Consider the following 16560-nt stretch of genomic DNA (forward strand, 5'->3'; position numbering starts at 1 on the left):
GTGCTCCAGGGGGTTTATGGGCGGCTTCCCCGATGCATATAGAATGGGAGTTCTCACGCAACCGTCATTCGCAAAGGGGAAGCCATGAACGAAATCGAAGCGATGAAGGCGAACGTCGACCTCATTCACGGCCGCCTGAACGCGGTGGAGGCAACGCTCCAAGCTCTTCTCCGTATGCACAGTCAGCCGAGAGAGGCGCTTGTTGCTGCCCTGACGGAGGCGTCACTCCGCGTCGAAATCGGCGCAGACACATGGCCCGTGTCAGATCGAACCATTGCCGCCACGAAAGATGCGCTGCGAGGTCTTCTGTCTGCGGCGCGGAACGACTCGTAGCAGTCACATACTGGCGGGTGCCGAGCTCCAACTGCTCGTACATCGCGGCGCCGATCACAGATCCGAGCCGGCCGGCGTCGATAGCGTCTTGCAGTCGCTGCTCCACTGCGGATCGGTCGCTCGACATCACGCCGCCTCCGGGCTGGCCTGGGCGGCTGGCGGCGCACTCCGGGTGTTCGCGGAGAACACTTCAGGGCGAGCAAGCTGGAGGTATTGAAGCCTCGCGCGCGGAATTCCGTTTCGCCTCCACTCAGAAACTGACGGAGGCTTGATATCGAAAAGGCCTGCAACGGCAGTTGTGCCGCCCAGTTTGTCGATCACTTCCGATGCGGTGAGATTTGTGTCCATGCGCAATGTTAGGCGCACCTAACGTCGAAGGTCAAGTATGCCTATCTTTCCTGTTGTTAGGCTTCCCTACATGACTACGCTTGCCCAACGAATGAAAGAAGCCATCGACGACGCCGGCGTTAAGCCTGCTGACGTCGCGCGCGCGTGCAAGATCACCGCTGCTTCCGTGAGCAACTGGCTGTCCGGAGAGACCAAGAGTCTTAAGGCATCAACCGCACTGCGAGCAGCCGACTTTCTGGGCGTCAATCAGGCGTGGCTGGCTGAAGGCCGCGGGCCGAAGCGCTCAGACTCCCGTGACGCTTATCACGCTCATGACAAGAGCGACGTCGCTCTATTACCTTCGTCTAATAGCAAGGCGAACGACGGCGAAGCACAATCCTCCAGAATAGGAGGAGGTCATATGCCGTCAGCTCAAGTTGTTCCGCTCACATCGAGAGACCACATCGTCATCCCGCAGTACGATGCCGGCGGGGCAATGGGGCACGGCCTCGTGCTGCCCGAGCAGCCTGGCGTGATCGAGCGCTGGACGGTCAACGCAGAGTGGCTGGACAAAAACGCGCGCGGCTACACCGCGGCGCGGAACCTGTGCATCGTCACCGGCTTCGGCCCGAGCATGAGGCCGATGTTCAACCCGGGCGACCCCCTGCTCGTCGATCGCGGCGTCACCTCGGTCCAGGCGGACGGGATCTACTTCTTCCGCATTGGAGCTGAAGGGTTCATCAAGCAACTCCAGAAGATCCCCACCGCAAACGGCGTGATCTACCGCGCGAAGTCGGCGAACCCCGACTACGATCCCTTCGACATCACGCGAGACATGGACTTCGAGGTGCTCGGAAAGGTCATCAGGGTTTGGTGCGGAACGGATTTCTGATTCGAACTGCAGTAGCACGACACAGCGCCTTGGAGCTTGTGCTGGGCGCACAGAAGATGAGAGCTCTTAAGGGGGAGGAGTAACTATGCGCGCACTCGTGGTTTTCGCCGCAGCAATTTCCAGCTTTCTCGCAGCACCGTCGATGGCCGGCACTCAGCCGCGCTCGGCCTCTGAACAGGTGATCCTCGAGCACGGTGGCGGTTGCCGAAAGAGCTCTCCCCCTGGCAAGTGCTGCCATATGGATAACAGCACTGGGACCGTCCATTGCCATTGATTACTCGGAGAGCGCATTGCCGTACGACCTTGAAAACCGCCTAGTGATCGGACTCGCCTCAAGTGCGCTGTTCGACTTATCCGAACCTGATCAAGTATTCAGAGAACAAGGTGAGCTAGCCTATCGTGAATTCCAGAGAAAGCACGAGAGGGTGCCGCTGTCCCCAGGGGTGGCATACCCATTCATCAGACGCTTGCTGGCACTGAACGAGATTCGGCCTGATGACCCCCCTGTTGAGGTGGTTCTGCTCTCGCGCAATGACCCGGATACCGGCATGCGCGTAATGCACTCGATCCGACATCATGGCTTGGCCATGACACGCGCGGCATTCCTGCAGGGTCGAAACCCACACCGGTTTATACCTGCGCTATCGGTGAGTCTGTTCTTGTCTGCGAACGAAGCGGACGTAAACCAAGCAACGCTCGCGGGGTACCCGGCCGGCCAGGTTCTCGCTTCAAAGCACGTTGATTTGCTCGATGATCAAGAACTCCGAGTCGCCTTCGACTTTGATGGAGTACTGGCCGACGACGAGTCCGAAACAATCTTTCAGGAAACGGGGGACATTGAACAGTTCCACGCCCATGAACAGAGCAAGATCGACATCCCTCACGGCCCGGGTCCTCTTAAGGTGTTCGTCGAGAAGCTATCAATTATCCAGAAGCTCGAGGAACAACGCGCTGCCGAGGACCCCTCGTACAAACCGCGGCTCAGGATCTCAATCGTCACTGCAAGAAACGCCCCGTCTCATGAACGAGTGATCAACACCATGCGAAGTTGGGGTATCACCGTGAACGACGCATTCTTCCTCGGCGGCGTGGAGAAGAAGCGCGTGCTCGAGGTCCTTGCACCGCACATCTTCTTCGACGATCAGAAAAAGCATCTCGAACCGGCAACAGAAATCCTGCCATCCGTTCACATACCGTTTGGTGTCGCAAACCGCGCGAGGCAGTGACGTTCAAATCGTTTCGGGGCGCCCGAGAAGCGCTTTGGCCCGCTCCCACCATGTGCAGTTGCTCGTAAGCCTAGGGGTGCAGTGCAACGGATCATCGCATCCGTAGTCCTTGGCACAACGTTTCCGCTTGAATGGGCCTTCAACGAAATGCTTGAGCAATGAATCGAAGACGGCTTGCTCGGACACGGATCCGTCTATCCTCACGATGCTCTCGTCGCGCTGGGCGATCTCTCGAAACAGCCGATCGATCTGTATCAGGTCTTCGATTTTCTCAAAGTGGTTTGCTGCCCCGTCACGTGCTTGGATTCTCGCCGTAGCCAGGGTCGGCGGGACATCAAGGAGGTATGCGACATCTGGCTCAACGACATTTCGCCGAATCCGAGCCTCGATCGGAGAGATGCCGCCAGCGCGGAGGCCTTGGTAAGCAATCGTCGAGTAGAAGTAACGATCCAAGATCACCACTGCACCGGCCTCGAGAGCCGGAATTACCTTCGTTGCTAGGTGTTCTTGTCTGTCCTCGATAAAGGCTGTCAGCTCCTCGTCGAACGGGAGCCTGCCGCTGGTCGCAGAAGCACGCAGCTTCGCTCCCCACGGTCCATCGGTAGGCTCCTTGGACACGATGACCCGTTCGCCGACCGAGGCTAAAGCGGCTTCGAGGCGACGAACTTGTGTCGTCTTGCCGGCACCGTCGATGCCATCAAAGACAACCAGAATCCCGGGATAGTCATGTGCATTCATAGTCGCGCGGAGGATAGCACACGGCCCGTTCCAACAGGGCCTCGACCCCGACGCGTTCCTCTTGGCGCACCCCGTTCAAACCCGATCCGCCAAGGCGAGTTCGCGCCCTCACCTCACCCCTTCCCGCCGCACGAACCGCCAGTACCCGATCGTCTCGATGATGTACCACGCAAACGCCAACGCCCCGCCTGCGGCGAAGGCCAGCGATACCGCGGATCTCACGTCAGTCGGCCCCATGGGGCTCGTCGACAACGTCGTGGCGTCAAGCCAAAGGGCAAAGAGGACACATCCGAGGAACGCAACGAAAGAAACCACCAGCCGCCGCTCGCGCGCCCTCTTCTCATCCAGAATCGGGTCACTGGAGCGCCGCTTCCGAACGAACAGATCGGTCAGCCAGAACAGAAAATTCAAAGCCTTTTCGAGCATGGATTACTCTCTCGCCATGGGATCATCAAGACCATAAGCATAGCGACGAGCGTGATTCATGCCAACAGCACTCCGGAATGAGCGCTGCATGTCAGATGGTGGGCGGCAGCTGCCTTATCAAGGATCACCGCGCCTTTACGTGCCGCGAAGTCATCTCGATTTGCCGCCGACACGAATGCGCAGCACGAGCTCGAATGCTAGCGCCGCAACAAACGCGTCCCTGTTAGCCGAGGCTCGATATGCCTGTAGCAACAGATCCATGACACCGTCTGTGCCTTGGTCCAGAATGCGGTTGATCGTTTCGGAATGAGGTCCAATTGTCATGCCTTCTCTCCTGGGGCTGTGCCCTTACTGCATCAAGGATGTCGTATTCCCGGTGCTGACAACGCGTCCCATCAATGACTCATCCAACGAATTCGATCTGTTCTGCGCCTGTCCAAGTTGCGATCGGGCATCGATCGCCCACATCGTCTTCGAAGACGCCAAGAGGCGTGGCTACCAGCGCGATTGGCCCAAAGTCATTCGTCCCGAGCCGGGACTGAGCATCGAGATCATCCCCAAACCTCCCATTGCACGTGCGCCCGCAAGCCTGCCGGAACAGGTCGAGAACCTGTTCATCCAAGGGGCCGACGCCCTCCTCGGCGACAAGCCAAAGCCAGACGCTGCCGCCATGGTTTTCCGCAAGACCCTCGAGGTCGCACTCAAGACGCGATGGCCAGACATGGCTGGCACCCTCGCCCACCGCATCGACCTACTTGCAACGCAGCATGAAATCACCAGGAGCCTCGCCGATTGGGCCCATGCAATACGCCTTGACGGTAACGCTGCTGTACATGACACCGAGCCGGTTACGACCGAGTCAGCTACTAGCTTGCGCGACTTCACAGAACTGTTCCTGATGTATGTCTTCACGCTACCCGCCATGCTTGAGGAGCGACGGCGCGTGACATGAATTCGCCGCGCATCCCCATCCAGCCCGCCCCGCGCGGGCTTTTTTACGCCCGTCGGTTGAGGCGCAGGTGGAGTATGGCATAAAAACTTAGGCAGACCTATTGACTATAAAGTTAGGCGCGCCTAATCTTTAGCCGTCGCAGCACATCACAGCGCTGCGATCGGTGGGCGAACCGACCCGACCCGGCGTGATGCCGGCGAGCAAGAAGATTCCGCGCTGCCAGCGCGATAGCTGGTCAGAACTGTGATCCGGTCAATCCGAGCCGGGGAGTCTGTCGGGGTAACGCCCGAGTGCGGCATCGACAAGCAAACCGTGTCGATGGGAAAGAACAAACGGATGCAACTTGGCCGCTTCTCACGAGGCGGCACAAGAAAGAGGGCGCCCCGTGAAAAAAGCTGAACAGGGCACGCAAGCAGTACGAACGGGCGGACGTAGCGTGCCGCCGCTGTCAGGCTCCCTCTTTCTTGTGGGTGAATGCGAAAGCACGACGGAGTTCCGCACCGGGCGTGCAGCCTGGACCGATACGCTCACGAGGCTAGTAGAGCGCGCGGCACCCACACGGTCGCCCACAGGCCCGCAAGGGATGTGCTTTGGAGCGAACGCCGGAAAAGCGTAATCCGGCAAAATGCAGTACCAGCCCTCTCGGGGGCTTCCCTGGCTCGCTTCACCCCTTGTGGGCAGTCTGATCTACACCCGGCGCCCTCCTCCCGTCGGTTCAGCGAGGCGGGCCAGCAAAGCCCCTATCACCTCCCCTTTGGCCCGCCTTCGTGCGGGCCTCTTTTTTTTCCGGAGTACGACATGTGCCTTCAGGAAGCCTACGAGCGGCGCGCGCTCGCCACTCACTACGCCGAACTGGACGACTCGATCGCCGAGGACGAGGCGATCGACGCCATCGCCGACCAGATCTGGGATCGCGAGGTCGGCACCCCGATCCGCGGCGCTGCCCTTGCCGAGGCGCTGACGGAGGTGCTTGCGACCTACGACCACGAAGACATGCAGCTGCTGATGTGCGCCGCCTTCGTCGGCGACGCGCACGTCGGGACGCTGCTCATGGGTCAGGCACGCGATTACCTCGATGCCAGGTGCCGAGAGAAGGCCCGCGAGCAACTCGAGCGCGACAAGCGCCTGGCTGAGGCTGAGGCCGTCGCCGATCGGATGGCTGCGTGATGAGCGCCGCGCTACTTGCAGTGATGTGGCTCGCCGCCGGGCTGCTGGTGGCGCGATGTGTAGGAATCAACCGTTCCCAGGAAGAGAACATGAACCCCAACAAGAAACCCGCCCCGCGTTGGCCTGCCTGGCTTGGAGTCGCCCTGATCTTCGCTGGATATGGCGCGCTTGAGGCGCACGACGCGCACACCGAGATGCTGATCGCCAAGGCCGATGCGGAAGCAGCGATCGCAGTTGCGCAGGTAGCCCGTCAGTACGGGATCGAGTGCGGAGAGCCGCACGCTGTCATCGCCGAGGCGCAACCATGACCCCCCCCGAGACGCTCCCGTCCCTCACCGTCCGCGCATCGTCCTGGGCAGGGCTCTTCGACTGCGCCTACCGGTGGGAGGGCATCCACCTCTTGAAGCTCCGAAACGTGGTCGGGCTTCGGGCAGCGCTTGGCACGGCCATCCATGCGGGTACCGCGGTGTTCGACCAGTCGCGCCTTGATGGGTCGGGGCTGACCGCTGATGACGCGGCCGGCGCCATGGTGGACACGCTGCGCGACCCGGAGAACGAGTTCGACCCCGCTCGGGACGACATCACCATGTCCGAGGCCGAGCGCGTAGGCCTCGCTCTTGTCTCGAAGTACTGCACCGAGGTTTCGCCGAACTACGACTTCATCGCCGTCGAGATGGAGACCAAGCCGCTCGATATCGACTGCGGCGGCGGCGTGGTCGTGCGCCTGACCGGGACCATGGACCGCGCCCGGATTCGGCGCCTTGGTAAAGGCGTCGGGATCGCTGACCTCAAGAGCGGATCCGCAGCTGTCCAGAAGGGCGCCGCGGTCACCAAGGGCCACGGCCCGCAGATCGGCACCTATGAGCTCCTGTACGAGCACACGACTGGCCAACCCATCACCGACGACGCTGAGATCATCGGACTCAAGACCAAGGGCACGCCCGAGATCGCGACAGGAACGATCCGCAACGGCAAACGCGTGATGGTCGGTACCGACGAACACCCGGGCCTCATCGAGTTCGCAGCGGAGATGTTCAAGACCGGCCGGTTTTATCCGAATCCGCGCAGCCTTCTTTGTAGCGAGAAGTACTGCCCACGCTTCTCGACGTGCAGCTTCCATGACTAGGTCCGCAAAACGCATGCCGAGCGGCGAGAACTCAGCAACCTTCAAGGGCGGCACCGTGATCGACAAGGACGGATACGTCCGGGTGCGCGGCGCAGGCAAGTTTCAACTGGAACACCGCCTAGCCGCAGAAAGAGTGCTCGGCAGACCGTTGAAACGCGGTGAGGTCGTGCATCACATCAGCGGCGTCCGTACCGACAACCGGCCTGAGAACCTGCTGATCTGCACCGACGCTTATCACCGCCTGATCCACACGCGGCAGGACGCGCTCACGGCAACAGGAAATGCGAACGCCAGGCGTTGCGTTTACTGCAGACGCTATGACGAACCAGCAGCAATGACGATGAACACCCAGGGCAAGCACTACCACAAGGCATGCGCTGCCGCCTATCAGAGATCCAGAAAGGAGAAGTCAAAGTGAGCACCCACGCCAACCTCGCCGAACTGAAGCAAGGCCAGCAGCAACGCAATCTCGCGGAGATGAAGCCGAAGGACCAGATCGCCTACCTGCTCAAGAGCCGGCAAGCAGAGATCCAGAAGATGCTGCCCAAGCACCTGAACGCCGAGCGCCTGCTCAAAGTCGCGCAGATCGCCGCCACGACGACGCCGGCCCTGGCGAAGTGTGACGTCCCGAGCCTCATCGGTGCGATCGGTCAGTGCGCGCAGATGGGCCTCGAGCCGAACACCGTGCTCGGTCACGCTTACCTGGTGCCGTTCAACACCAAGCGCAAGGACGCCAACGGGAATGAGCGTTGGGTCAATTCGGTGCAAGTCATCATTGGCTACAAGGGGCTGATCGACCTCGCCCGCCGCAGTGGTCAGATCGTCAGCATCGCTGCGCACGAGGTCTGCGTGGCCGACCACTTCGACATGGTCTACGGGCTGGACGAGAAGCTCGAGCACAAGCCCGCGCTCGGCGAGCGAGGCGACATCATCGGCTTCTACGCCGTGGCCAAGCTCAAGGACGGCGGTCATTGCTTCGAGTTCATGAGCCTGCACCAGGTGCGCGAAATCATGGCGGCCACCCAGAGCAAGGGCAAGTACGGCCCTTGGAAGGATCACTTCGTGGAGATGGGCCGCAAGACGGTGATCCGCCGGCTCGCGAAGTATCTGCCGCTCTCCATCGAGTTTCAGACCGCCGCCGCACTCGACGGCATGGCCGAGGCCGGTCGCGATCAGCAGCTCGACACCTTCGACGGAGAGTTCTCGGTCGTCGCGGATGACGAGGCGCCGATCGGTAGTGAGGGCTTCGATCCGCAGGACGACGAGCTCCGCCAGGTCGAACAGAAACAGTCGAACGCCATCCCGATGCAGGCACGCGTCCGAGCGGCAGAACACGTCGACGCCGAGACGGGCGAGATCCGCGAGTCGGCCGCCACTCAGCAACAGGACGACGGCGCCCCAGGCTTCGCCGACGCTCACGCTGCGGTGCGCGCTGGCGACTTCGACATCGCGCGCGACATTGCCCGCAAGCTGCCCGACGCCCAGCGCCAGCAGATCGAGACGGCGATCGCCAACCTGGAAGGCGGCCAGCAAGACGAATCGCCTGCACGTGGCCGCGGCCGCCAGCGCGGTCAGGGCGGGCTGGGCCTCGACTGACCGATCCCCGGGGCTGCGGAGGGCGAGCATTCGCCAAGACGCGTTCGCAGGAGCGCCCGGTCGCCGAGCGCAGCCCCACCCAACACCCGAGGACGCCATGAGCGAAACCGTTCAGGACCACTACATCGAGGGCGACTTCGAAGTACTGCTCGATGACGCCGAAGCAAACGCCGGCAACGACTGGGAGGAGCAGTTCGTAGCTGACATGAAGGAGCGCTACCGGCAGTACGGCCGGCGCATGTTCATCAGCGCCGCCCAGCGCTCGCAGCTCGAGCGAATCGCCGACGACGAGGACTGACCCATGATCCGCAACATTGTTGCCTACCCCTTACCGCACGGCTGGCCGCATCTTGCGAATGAGACGGCAGATCTGCTGTCTCGCCGCAAGTTTCAGGGATGCGGCCCGCTGGACACCGTGCATACCGGCTTCGTGCCGCCACGCGATGACGCCGAACTGTGCGAGGCCATCGCCGGCCGCTACCTCTTCTGCCATCAGCACGAGGAGAAGATCCTTCCCGCCTCGGTCGTCACCGAGTACGTCGAGATCAAGTGCGAGGAGATCGAGCAACAGCAAGGCTACAAGCCTGGGCGATCCCAACGGAAAACCATCAAGGAGGAGGTCATTGCCGAGCTGCTTCCGCAGGCCTTCACCAAGAAGCGACGCACCCTCGCGTGGATCAACAGGGATCGCGGCTGGCTGATCATCGACGCGACAAGTGCAAAGCGTGCGGAGGATGTGCTCCAGGACATGCGACACGCGCTCGACACGATGCCGGTCGCGCTACTGAGCACCGAAATCAACCCCGCCCGCGCGATGCTCGGCTGGCTCGCTGACAACGAGGCCCCAGCACGCTTCACGATCGACTCCGACTGCGAACTCGTCTCCTTCGCCGAGGACGAGGGCATCGTCCGTTACTCCAACTGGGATCTGTCCGGCGAGGACGTGCAGTACCAGCTTTCCATTGGTCGAGCGCCCACCCTGCTCGGCCTCACGTTCGATGACCGCATCAGCTTCATCCTGACGAACCGGCTCGAACTCAAGCGGATCGTGTTGCTCGACATCGTGACCGCGGGTCAGGACGAAGCAGACGACGCGGTCGCGAAGTTCGACGCCGATTTCACGCTGGTCGCCGCCGAGATTGAGGGCGCGCTGGAGGCGCTGGTCGGCGAGTTGGGTGGCCTGGCGAAAAAGGGTGATCCCGATCTCGTCGACATGGCCAACGGGGGCGCAGACCCTGGCCGTAGCACCGGTGATCTACGGCGTGAAGTGCGTTCGGCGTTCGAGAAGCTGGCCGAGGGTGTTGCAGCTGATGGCGGCAGCATGACGTTCAGCACCGGAGACGGCCGGGTCATCGTTGGCGCGGGGAACGAGCACGACCCGCTGTATCCAGACGCCAAGCGGATCGTGCTCGAGCAACGCCGACCTTCAATCTCCCTGGTCCAGCGTCATCTGCGAATCGGCTACAACCGCGCTGCACGCCTCATCGAGCAGATGGAGCGTGACGGCATTGTCTCCGCCATGCGTGCGGATGGCTCTCGAGAGGTACTTGCAGCATGAAAATCCATCACATTGCCGTCCAGAACTTTCTGGGCGCGCGAACCATAGACCTTCCGCTCATGCAGCCCGTGACGATCTTGTCCGGGATGAACGGCACCGGCAAGTCGTCGCTGCGTGACGCGATCAGCTTTGCGCTCACCGCCGATCTGTGCCGCATCTCGAAGAAGGGCGAAGCCGCGGCGCTCATCAGCGAAGGGGCGACGAACGCCCGGGTGTTCGTGCAGACCGACGAGCGCGACTTCGAAGTCACCATCTCCAAGGCCGGAAAGATCACCGACGGCGCCGCCGGCACCGAGCCACACGCAGCCCTCCCCTTCGTCCTCGACCCGTCTCGGCTTGCACGTCTGACCGATACCGAGCGCCGCGCCTTCCTGTTCAGCCTGCTGGGCATCGATTCCAGCCACAAGGCCATTGGCGAGCGCCTGACGCGCAAAGGCCTGGACGAGCAGAAGATCTCCGCCGTGCTGCCGGTGCTGCGCGCTGGCTTCGCTGCGGGCGAGAAGCACGCCAAGGAACTGGCATCTCAGGCCCGCGGTGCATGGAAGGCCGTGACCGGCGAAGCCTACGGCGACAAGAAGGCCGAAGGCTGGCAGCCGGCCGCGGTTGATGTATCCGGCGACCCGGCGAAGAAGGCCGACCATGCCCGCGCCCAAGTTGGGGAGTGCGAGGTGCTGATCGCCAGCCTGCAGCAGCAGATCGGCGCAGCGCGGGCCGCCCGCCAAGCATTCGAGGCCGAGGCGATCCGCCGTGAACGGCTGCGCGATCAGGCCAAGATGGCCGATCGCATCCGCGACCGGCTCAAGACCGCCGAGGAGAACGTCGAAGCCTGCCGCGCGCAGCTCGCGGCGGCCGGCGGTGGCGAAGACCCGCGCGCACCCGGCTCGTACCTGCTGCGTGGGCTGGCGAGCGTAACCGCGGAGTTCGTGGCAGTTGCTGATGACGTTGACCCCGAACTCACCAACCGCGCAAACGCCCACCTCGCCGAGTACCGCAAGCTCCACGGTGACCCGAACACGGAGCCCGGCGACCCGGCCCGCGCCGACGAGATCCGCCGAGGCCTACAGACGGCCGAGTCCGGCGCCGCCAACGCCCGCCGAGACCTGGCCGCCGCAGAGGCTGCAGCCGCCGAACTCTCCGAGCTCGAGAAGACCCCGCTCGAAGCGCGGGCCAGCGTCGGCGACATCGAGGAGCAGCTGCGCGCACTCACCACCAAGCGCGACGAGTGGCGCGCAGATGAGCGCAAGTACCGTGAGGCAGCCGGAGACGCCGAGCGCCGCGCCCAGCAGATCGAAGACGCCGCCCGCCACCACGCCGACGTGCAGCAGTGGTTGGCCATCGCAGACGCCCTATCGCCCGACGGCATCCAGGCCGAGATGATCGCCGAAGCGCTGGACCCGCTGAACGCAACGCTGGCCGAACATGCAGCACTCGCGCAGTGGCAGCCACCGCGCATCGGTCCCGACATGCTCATCACGGTTGGGGGGCGGGCCTACAGCCTGTGCTCTGAAAGCGAGCGCTGGCGTGCCGATGCGCTGATCGCGCTCACGATTGCGCAGCTCTCAGGCCTGCGGTTCGTCGTGCTGGATCGGCTGGACGTGCTGGACGCCACCGGCCGCGAGGACGCGCTGTTCTGGCTCTCTGACCTGGCTGAGGCGGGGCAGATCGGCTCCGCCATCGTGCTGGCGACGCTCAAGAGCGCCCCGGCGGCCGCCGCACTGCCGGCGCATATCGCAAGTCACTGGATCGAGCGCGGCACCCTGATTGCCACCCACACCAACCAGCAAGCCCTGGAGGCAGCATGAGCAAGACCGGCCGACCGCCCAAGCCGCCGCTCTACGTTCTGCCGCACGGCATCGAGGTCATCGGCGAATACCCGCCGCGCGGCGCCAATAGGTACTGGCGCGTGCGCATACGGCCTCACCCGTTCTTCGATGGCGTGAAGGTGGTTCACGGTGGCTGCTACGTGCGTCGCAATCGCGTGATCTTGGCGTCGAAGCTCGGGCGCGCCCTCACGCAGGAAGAGCATGCCCACCACGACGATGAGGACCGCGGCAACGATGCCGCCGGAAACATTGAGCGGCTGACGCCGGCCGAGCACAACCGCCACCACAAGACAGGTGCAAAGCACACCGCTGAAGCGAAGCAGCGCATCAGTGCGGGCCTCAAGCGGGCCATCTCGGAAGGGGTGCGCCCGCCTCCTCCGCCTCCCAACTGGACAGGCAGGAAGCACACCGAAGAGGCGAAGGCGCGCATGTCTTCGACTCGCCGAGCGCTAATTTCGTCCGGCGCATTGCCGAAGTCCGTCCCGCCATCCGGCAAGGGGCGGCCCATGTCCGATAGCGCGAAGGAACGAATTCGTGCTGCCAAATTGGCCTACTGGGCCAGGAAGAAGGAGCAACACCTATGAAACCCATCCTGTTCTACGATTCGGAGACGCAATCGCTTCCGTTGTGGAATCAACCCAGCGATCACCCCGACCAGCCCCACATCGTCCAACTCGCTGCCCTTCTGGTCGATCCCGACACGCGCGAGTCCATCGCCAGCATGGACGTGATCGTGCGCCCCGATGGCTGGACGATTCCCGCCGATGTCGCGGCGGTGCACGGCATCACGACCGAGCGCGCAATCACCGTCGGCGTGTCCGAGAGCATTGCGCTCGGGCTCTTCATGGACCTGTGGCACGCCGCCGATTTTCGTGTCGGGCACAACGAGAGCTTCGACGCCAGAATCATCCGCATCGCCCAACACCGCTTCGAATGTGGCGAACTCGACGTGTGGAAGGAAGGTCGCGCGGAGTGCACCGCCCGGTTGGCAACGCCCATCTGTGCCCTGCCGCCGACCGAGAAAATGAAGGCCGCCAAGCGCTTCCACCACAAGACGCCGAACCTGAGCGAGGCCTACCGTCACCTCACCGGCCGCGAGCTCGAGAACGCACACAGCGCAATGGCTGACGTACTCGCCTGCAGGGACGTATATTTCAACATCATCGACATGAAGGAAGCAGCATGAAGGCCCCCAACTACACCGGCGAGGAAGTGCTCGCGATCCGCAAAAAGCTCCGTATGAACCAGATGGAGTTCTGGTGGCCCCTCGGCATCACGCAGAGCGGCGGCAGCCGCTACGAATCCGGCCGGAACATCCCGAAGACGGTGCAGAAACTACTGGCGATCGCCTATGGCACCGAGAAGCAGTCCGCCGCGGTTGTCGAAGCCCTGCGCAAACGCGACGCCTGATCAGCCCCTAACCCACACCACCGAGCCCGGCCCCGCGCCGGGCTTTTTCATGGACGAACGAAATGAACGCACGCGAACACCTCACCGTCGAGCAGGCGCTCGACGCCGCCCCTGGAATGCTCACTTCTGAAGAGATCGAGCAGGCAACCGGCCTCGATGAGAAGGCTGTGCGCGCCGAACTGAGGCGAATCGCAGGGCTCGGCAACCTCGAGCATGTTCCGGGCCGCGGGCGCGGGATCAAGTCCCGCTATGGCCTGATCGCACGACTGGGGACTGGAGCCCTGGGATCCGCACCGTCGCAATCAGCGGGAATTCCCCTAGTTGAGCAGAATCATGGGGTTGCTGCGGATGAGCCCGGTGCTCTCGCTGTGATCGCCGACATCCGCGCTGCGGTCGGGGACAAGACCGGGAAGATCATGCTGGGCGAACTTGCCGCGCACATCGGCAAGATCTACGAACTCGGCGAAGCTCACCGAGAGGAGTGCATGAGATGGGAGCGGGCAATGATGACCGCCATCGGCGCCGACAGCATCGGCGACGTCGTCGAGGCGATCAGGCAGCTGGAAGCCAACAACCGCATCCGCGGCGAGAACTGCGACACCCTCCGCCAGCAGATCCTCGAGCGCGACAGCGCCAGGGAGATCATGGATGCGCAGATCATTGCTGCCAGCGAGACGCTTGCGCCGTGCGTGCTCGGTGACGTCGACACCTCTGACATGGGCCTGCAGGAGATCGCCGAAGCCGTTGCCGTTGCGATGGCCGATACAGCCGCAAAGCTCGGGCGAGCGATCAGTGATAACGAGGCACTGCGCATGCAGCTGTCCGAGGCCTACGCCGAGCGCGACGAAATCAGGCTGCGTAACGATAGCCCGCCGGCAGATCAACCAGTCGGCTACCTGGTGCGCGCCACAAAGCGCAAGCCGCGCACGCTTCACGACGAGGACAAGGCACGCGAAGCCGCACTCGGAGCGATCCGTGCCGGCGCACCGCGCGCGGAGGTCTTCGCGCTTGTGCCGGTCGGGCAAGCGAAGCGTGGTGCGGAGTGGAAGGAGGCAAAGGGATGAGCCTCCCATATGAGAGGAACATTCTGCCGGCGCTTTCTGCGCCGAAGGAGAAGTGACTATGCGTAAGCGCGGCGCCAACATCCGCCACAAGGCCAAGGCCGCGCCCGGACTGATTGCACAGAACCTGGGCCCGGAGTACGAGACCCGCCTGCGCATGGCCGTCGAAGCATTCCGCGGCGGCTGGGCGCAATCCGCGCACTTCAATGACCTCGCGGACACGCTCGACCTGCTGCAGCTCGGCATCGCGCTATACCCGGGGCAGAAGGCCGACCCCAGCACCTCGACTGCCGCAGAGGTCGCCCTGGTGGCCATGCAGAACATCCGCGAGCGCTACGAGTCACGCGGAAAGATTGGCACCACCGGTGAGGAGCTGAAGGCGCTCGAGTTGCTGGCAGAGGTCAGCATGGATTACTGGAATCGGCGCAGTGGCGCCCTGTTCGCGGAGGCCTATCGGCAACTTAGGGCAGTGCGACATGTGCAACGGAAAGCGGAACAGGAGGCAGCATGAGCACGATCGGCCTCATCGTTGCCGCTCTGATCATCGGGCACAACATCAGGAAGGGGCTCGAGCGAGTTGCTGATGCAATCGCGAGCCACCGCACACGTAACAGGAAACACCAACCGCCGGCATGACCGGCGGTTTTCATTTCAGGAGCCGAAGATGGCAAAAGCCGACGCAAGGAAGAAAGTGGCGCTAACGCCGATTCTGCTGGATCTCTCGACCGCCGCCGCAGTTGTCTCGCTCTCCGAATGGACGATTCAAGATCTGGTCCGCAAAGGCGAGTTCCCCGCGCCGCGCCAGATGTCTGGCCGCCGCGTCGGCTGGCTGTTGCGCGAGCTGCAGGAGTGGGCGGAGTCGAGGCCGGTGTCGCAGATCCCGCCGCCGCCGAATACCGGCGCACCGAAGCGGAAGGAGGCGGCTTTACCACGCCTGCCCTCGCCGATCGGGCAGGCACAGTTACGCGATTGCCATATCGAGAGCTCTTGTTTAAGCTGCTTCACGGATGATGAAAGAGTTAGGACCGGAGTATGCAGTCCTTTGGACTCCTCCAAGTGAAGTCGAAGATTTGCAGGAAACATTTTACATGTCGGAACTGAGATCATCACAGAGGTCGCAAGGGTCGGCTAATGCGTCATTTCATCCGAGCTGCACAAACAGTCGTGCGAGCAGGTAAGTTCAGCAGTTCGCTTTCGCAAGGCCACGGAGCGCCCCATGCCACCTAGTCAAGCATTTGATGCCACGCTGTGGATCACTGAGAACATGTGCGGAGGAACTAGACTCCGCCCTGAAACGTCAACAGCCGTTGCGAACTTCACATTGATGTGGAATCTCTTCGAGGACGTTGTTTGTGGAAATCACGCAAACGTGCGGACATTCGAGATGTTGGCTGCTCGCCTCGCTGAGGCTCCAATCGCCGAGGACAACTTAGCTGTCCTTTGTGACTGCCTGGCCTTTTGGACCTTTCGATACCGAGAACCTGAGGGTTTCTCAGCCAGATTCGCCGATCTTCGTTTTCGCGCCAACGATCAGCGCGAGGTCGTTGAGGGCGTATTGCTTGGAACGCACGGAGGTTTAAACGAAAAACTTCTGTCGTTGATGGTGATCGTCTATCGTCTTCGAAACAACCTCTTCCATGGACTCAAGACCATAGACATGCTGAATAAGCAAGTTCAGAACCTTGACACCGCCAGCCGCTGTCTCGGCGCGCTGGTCCGCGCAACACGCAGTCACCTCATCCTGAACTAACGTCGCCGAGCGAATGACGCTACTCGATCTGCGTAGGTCATTCTGACCTGTGCGAACTCTGCCCCCCGCAGTTGAGCGCGACATTTCGTCATGGCTCAACAGCATCAAAGGGGCGATCGCGAAATATCGAACGAGCCACTTCCGCGCGCAACGACCACGCTTCACCGCCCCATCC

The 16560-nt window shown here is 62.4% G+C and carries 22 protein-coding genes; 20 read left to right on the forward strand and 2 right to left on the reverse strand.

Annotated features, from left to right (window positions below):
* The first annotated feature begins 84 nt into the window (after positions 1-84).
* The 3 genes from AC731_RS05455 (at position 85) to AC731_RS05465 (ending at position 2778) form a co-directional block, all read left to right on the forward strand.
* Complete coding sequence (locus AC731_RS05455) at positions 85-333, forward strand: hypothetical protein (protein WP_048704816.1); 249 nt, start codon at positions 85-87, stop codon at positions 331-333.
* A 439-nt stretch (positions 334-772) separates the two neighbouring features.
* On the forward strand, positions 773-1552 hold the full coding sequence (locus AC731_RS19805; RefSeq protein ID WP_169800054.1) for an XRE family transcriptional regulator: 780 nt from the start codon (positions 773-775) through the stop codon (positions 1550-1552).
* Between the two features lie 290 nt (positions 1553-1842).
* A complete protein-coding gene (locus tag AC731_RS05465; RefSeq protein WP_048703837.1) occupies positions 1843-2778 on the forward strand; it encodes a 5'-nucleotidase in 936 nt (311 codons plus the stop codon).
* A 3-nt stretch (positions 2779-2781) separates the two neighbouring features.
* Here AC731_RS05465 and tmk read toward each other — a convergent pair whose 3' ends face one another.
* Both tmk and AC731_RS05475 read right to left on the reverse strand, forming a co-directional pair.
* Positions 2782-3516 (reverse strand): dTMP kinase, encoded by a 735-nt coding sequence (gene tmk, locus AC731_RS05470; RefSeq protein ID WP_048703843.1) that lies wholly within the window; start codon positions 3514-3516, stop codon positions 2782-2784.
* A gap of 108 nt (positions 3517-3624) precedes the next feature.
* Positions 3625-3942, reverse strand: coding sequence for a hypothetical protein (locus tag AC731_RS05475; RefSeq protein WP_048703846.1), 318 nt, complete (start codon positions 3940-3942; stop codon positions 3625-3627).
* 322 nt (positions 3943-4264) lie between these two features.
* Between AC731_RS05475 and AC731_RS05480 the strand changes: the two genes are divergently transcribed.
* The 17 genes from AC731_RS05480 to AC731_RS05555 all read left to right on the forward strand — a co-directional run bounded on the left by AC731_RS05480 (position 4265) and on the right by AC731_RS05555 (position 16385).
* Positions 4265-4894, forward strand: coding sequence for a DUF4145 domain-containing protein (locus AC731_RS05480; protein ID WP_053085806.1), 630 nt, complete (start codon positions 4265-4267; stop codon positions 4892-4894).
* A gap of 798 nt (positions 4895-5692) precedes the next feature.
* Positions 5693-6061: a hypothetical protein gene (locus AC731_RS05485; protein WP_062450057.1), complete on the forward strand. Its 369-nt coding sequence runs from the start codon at positions 5693-5695 to the stop codon at positions 6059-6061.
* Positions 6061-6369, forward strand: a complete 309-nt coding sequence (locus AC731_RS05490; RefSeq protein ID WP_048703099.1) for a hypothetical protein — start codon at positions 6061-6063, stop codon at positions 6367-6369. The genes AC731_RS05485 and AC731_RS05490 overlap by 1 nt, the downstream gene beginning before the upstream one ends.
* Positions 6366-7187: a RecB family exonuclease gene (locus AC731_RS05495; protein WP_062450059.1), complete on the forward strand. Its 822-nt coding sequence runs from the start codon at positions 6366-6368 to the stop codon at positions 7185-7187. The genes AC731_RS05490 and AC731_RS05495 overlap by 4 nt, the downstream gene beginning before the upstream one ends.
* Positions 7180-7605 (forward strand): HNH endonuclease signature motif containing protein, encoded by a 426-nt coding sequence (locus AC731_RS05500; protein WP_205626639.1) that lies wholly within the window; start codon positions 7180-7182, stop codon positions 7603-7605. Before AC731_RS05495 ends, AC731_RS05500 begins: the two co-directional genes overlap by 8 nt.
* Positions 7602-8783 (forward strand): recombinase RecT, encoded by a 1182-nt coding sequence (locus AC731_RS05505; RefSeq protein WP_205626640.1) that lies wholly within the window; start codon positions 7602-7604, stop codon positions 8781-8783. The genes AC731_RS05500 and AC731_RS05505 overlap by 4 nt, the downstream gene beginning before the upstream one ends.
* Before the next feature lie 97 nt (positions 8784-8880).
* Entirely contained in the window at positions 8881-9081 is a 201-nt protein-coding gene (locus tag AC731_RS05510; protein ID WP_048703857.1) for a hypothetical protein, read from the forward strand.
* A gap of 3 nt (positions 9082-9084) precedes the next feature.
* Positions 9085-10341, forward strand: coding sequence for a recombination-associated protein RdgC (rdgC, locus tag AC731_RS05515; protein ID WP_048703860.1), 1257 nt, complete (start codon positions 9085-9087; stop codon positions 10339-10341).
* A 68-nt stretch (positions 10342-10409) separates the two neighbouring features.
* Positions 10410-12143: an AAA family ATPase gene (locus tag AC731_RS05520; protein WP_237266606.1), complete on the forward strand. Its 1734-nt coding sequence runs from the start codon at positions 10410-10412 to the stop codon at positions 12141-12143.
* Positions 12140-12748: an NUMOD3 domain-containing DNA-binding protein gene (locus tag AC731_RS05525; RefSeq protein ID WP_048703866.1), complete on the forward strand. Its 609-nt coding sequence runs from the start codon at positions 12140-12142 to the stop codon at positions 12746-12748. Before AC731_RS05520 ends, AC731_RS05525 begins: the two co-directional genes overlap by 4 nt.
* Complete coding sequence (locus AC731_RS05530) at positions 12745-13350, forward strand: 3'-5' exonuclease (protein ID WP_048703869.1); 606 nt, start codon at positions 12745-12747, stop codon at positions 13348-13350. The genes AC731_RS05525 and AC731_RS05530 overlap by 4 nt, the downstream gene beginning before the upstream one ends.
* Positions 13347-13574: a helix-turn-helix domain-containing protein gene (locus AC731_RS05535; RefSeq protein WP_048703871.1), complete on the forward strand. Its 228-nt coding sequence runs from the start codon at positions 13347-13349 to the stop codon at positions 13572-13574. Before AC731_RS05530 ends, AC731_RS05535 begins: the two co-directional genes overlap by 4 nt.
* Positions 13575-13741: 167 nt before the next feature.
* Entirely contained in the window at positions 13742-14638 is an 897-nt protein-coding gene (locus AC731_RS05540) for a hypothetical protein (RefSeq protein ID WP_156480650.1), read from the forward strand.
* Positions 14639-14696: 58 nt separating this feature from the next.
* Positions 14697-15146, forward strand: a complete 450-nt coding sequence (locus AC731_RS05545) for a hypothetical protein (protein ID WP_048703876.1) — start codon at positions 14697-14699, stop codon at positions 15144-15146.
* On the forward strand, positions 15143-15271 hold the full coding sequence (locus AC731_RS20315) for a hypothetical protein (protein ID WP_257721760.1): 129 nt from the start codon (positions 15143-15145) through the stop codon (positions 15269-15271). Before AC731_RS05545 ends, AC731_RS20315 begins: the two co-directional genes overlap by 4 nt.
* A 28-nt stretch (positions 15272-15299) precedes the next feature.
* A complete protein-coding gene (locus tag AC731_RS19475; protein ID WP_082794260.1) occupies positions 15300-15695 on the forward strand; it encodes a helix-turn-helix transcriptional regulator in 396 nt (131 codons plus the stop codon).
* A gap of 156 nt (positions 15696-15851) precedes the next feature.
* Complete coding sequence (locus AC731_RS05555; RefSeq protein ID WP_156480651.1) at positions 15852-16385, forward strand: hypothetical protein; 534 nt, start codon at positions 15852-15854, stop codon at positions 16383-16385.
* The last annotated feature ends 175 nt before the right edge of the window (positions 16386-16560 follow it).

Origin of the sequence: Thauera humireducens, from assembly GCF_001051995.2 — a bacterium.
Classification (GTDB): Bacteria; Pseudomonadota; Gammaproteobacteria; order Burkholderiales; family Rhodocyclaceae; genus Thauera; species Thauera humireducens.

Coding starts and splice junctions, on each gene's coding strand:
- AC731_RS19475 (WP_082794260.1), top strand. CDS start 15,300: ATGGCAAAAGCCGACGCAAGGAAGAAAGTGGCGCTAACGCCGATTCTG.
- rdgC (WP_048703860.1), top strand. CDS start 9,085: ATGATCCGCAACATTGTTGCCTACCCCTTACCGCACGGCTGGCCGCAT.
- AC731_RS05495 (WP_062450059.1), top strand. CDS start 6,366: ATGACCCCCCCCGAGACGCTCCCGTCCCTCACCGTCCGCGCATCGTCC.
- AC731_RS19805 (WP_169800054.1), top strand. CDS start 773: ATGAAAGAAGCCATCGACGACGCCGGCGTTAAGCCTGCTGACGTCGCG.
- AC731_RS05545 (WP_048703876.1), top strand. CDS start 14,697: ATGCGTAAGCGCGGCGCCAACATCCGCCACAAGGCCAAGGCCGCGCCC.
- AC731_RS05555 (WP_156480651.1), top strand. CDS start 15,852: ATGCCACCTAGTCAAGCATTTGATGCCACGCTGTGGATCACTGAGAAC.
- AC731_RS05455 (WP_048704816.1), top strand. CDS start 85: ATGAACGAAATCGAAGCGATGAAGGCGAACGTCGACCTCATTCACGGC.
- AC731_RS05500 (WP_205626639.1), top strand. CDS start 7,180: ATGACTAGGTCCGCAAAACGCATGCCGAGCGGCGAGAACTCAGCAACC.
- AC731_RS05510 (WP_048703857.1), top strand. CDS start 8,881: ATGAGCGAAACCGTTCAGGACCACTACATCGAGGGCGACTTCGAAGTA.
- tmk (WP_048703843.1), bottom strand. CDS start 3,516: ATGAATGCACATGACTATCCCGGGATTCTGGTTGTCTTTGATGGCATC.
- AC731_RS05485 (WP_062450057.1), top strand. CDS start 5,693: ATGTGCCTTCAGGAAGCCTACGAGCGGCGCGCGCTCGCCACTCACTAC.
- AC731_RS05490 (WP_048703099.1), top strand. CDS start 6,061: ATGAGCGCCGCGCTACTTGCAGTGATGTGGCTCGCCGCCGGGCTGCTG.
- AC731_RS05475 (WP_048703846.1), bottom strand. CDS start 3,942: ATGCTCGAAAAGGCTTTGAATTTTCTGTTCTGGCTGACCGATCTGTTC.
- AC731_RS05525 (WP_048703866.1), top strand. CDS start 12,140: ATGAGCAAGACCGGCCGACCGCCCAAGCCGCCGCTCTACGTTCTGCCG.
- AC731_RS05535 (WP_048703871.1), top strand. CDS start 13,347: ATGAAGGCCCCCAACTACACCGGCGAGGAAGTGCTCGCGATCCGCAAA.
- AC731_RS05530 (WP_048703869.1), top strand. CDS start 12,745: ATGAAACCCATCCTGTTCTACGATTCGGAGACGCAATCGCTTCCGTTG.
- AC731_RS20315 (WP_257721760.1), top strand. CDS start 15,143: ATGAGCACGATCGGCCTCATCGTTGCCGCTCTGATCATCGGGCACAAC.
- AC731_RS05480 (WP_053085806.1), top strand. CDS start 4,265: ATGCCTTCTCTCCTGGGGCTGTGCCCTTACTGCATCAAGGATGTCGTA.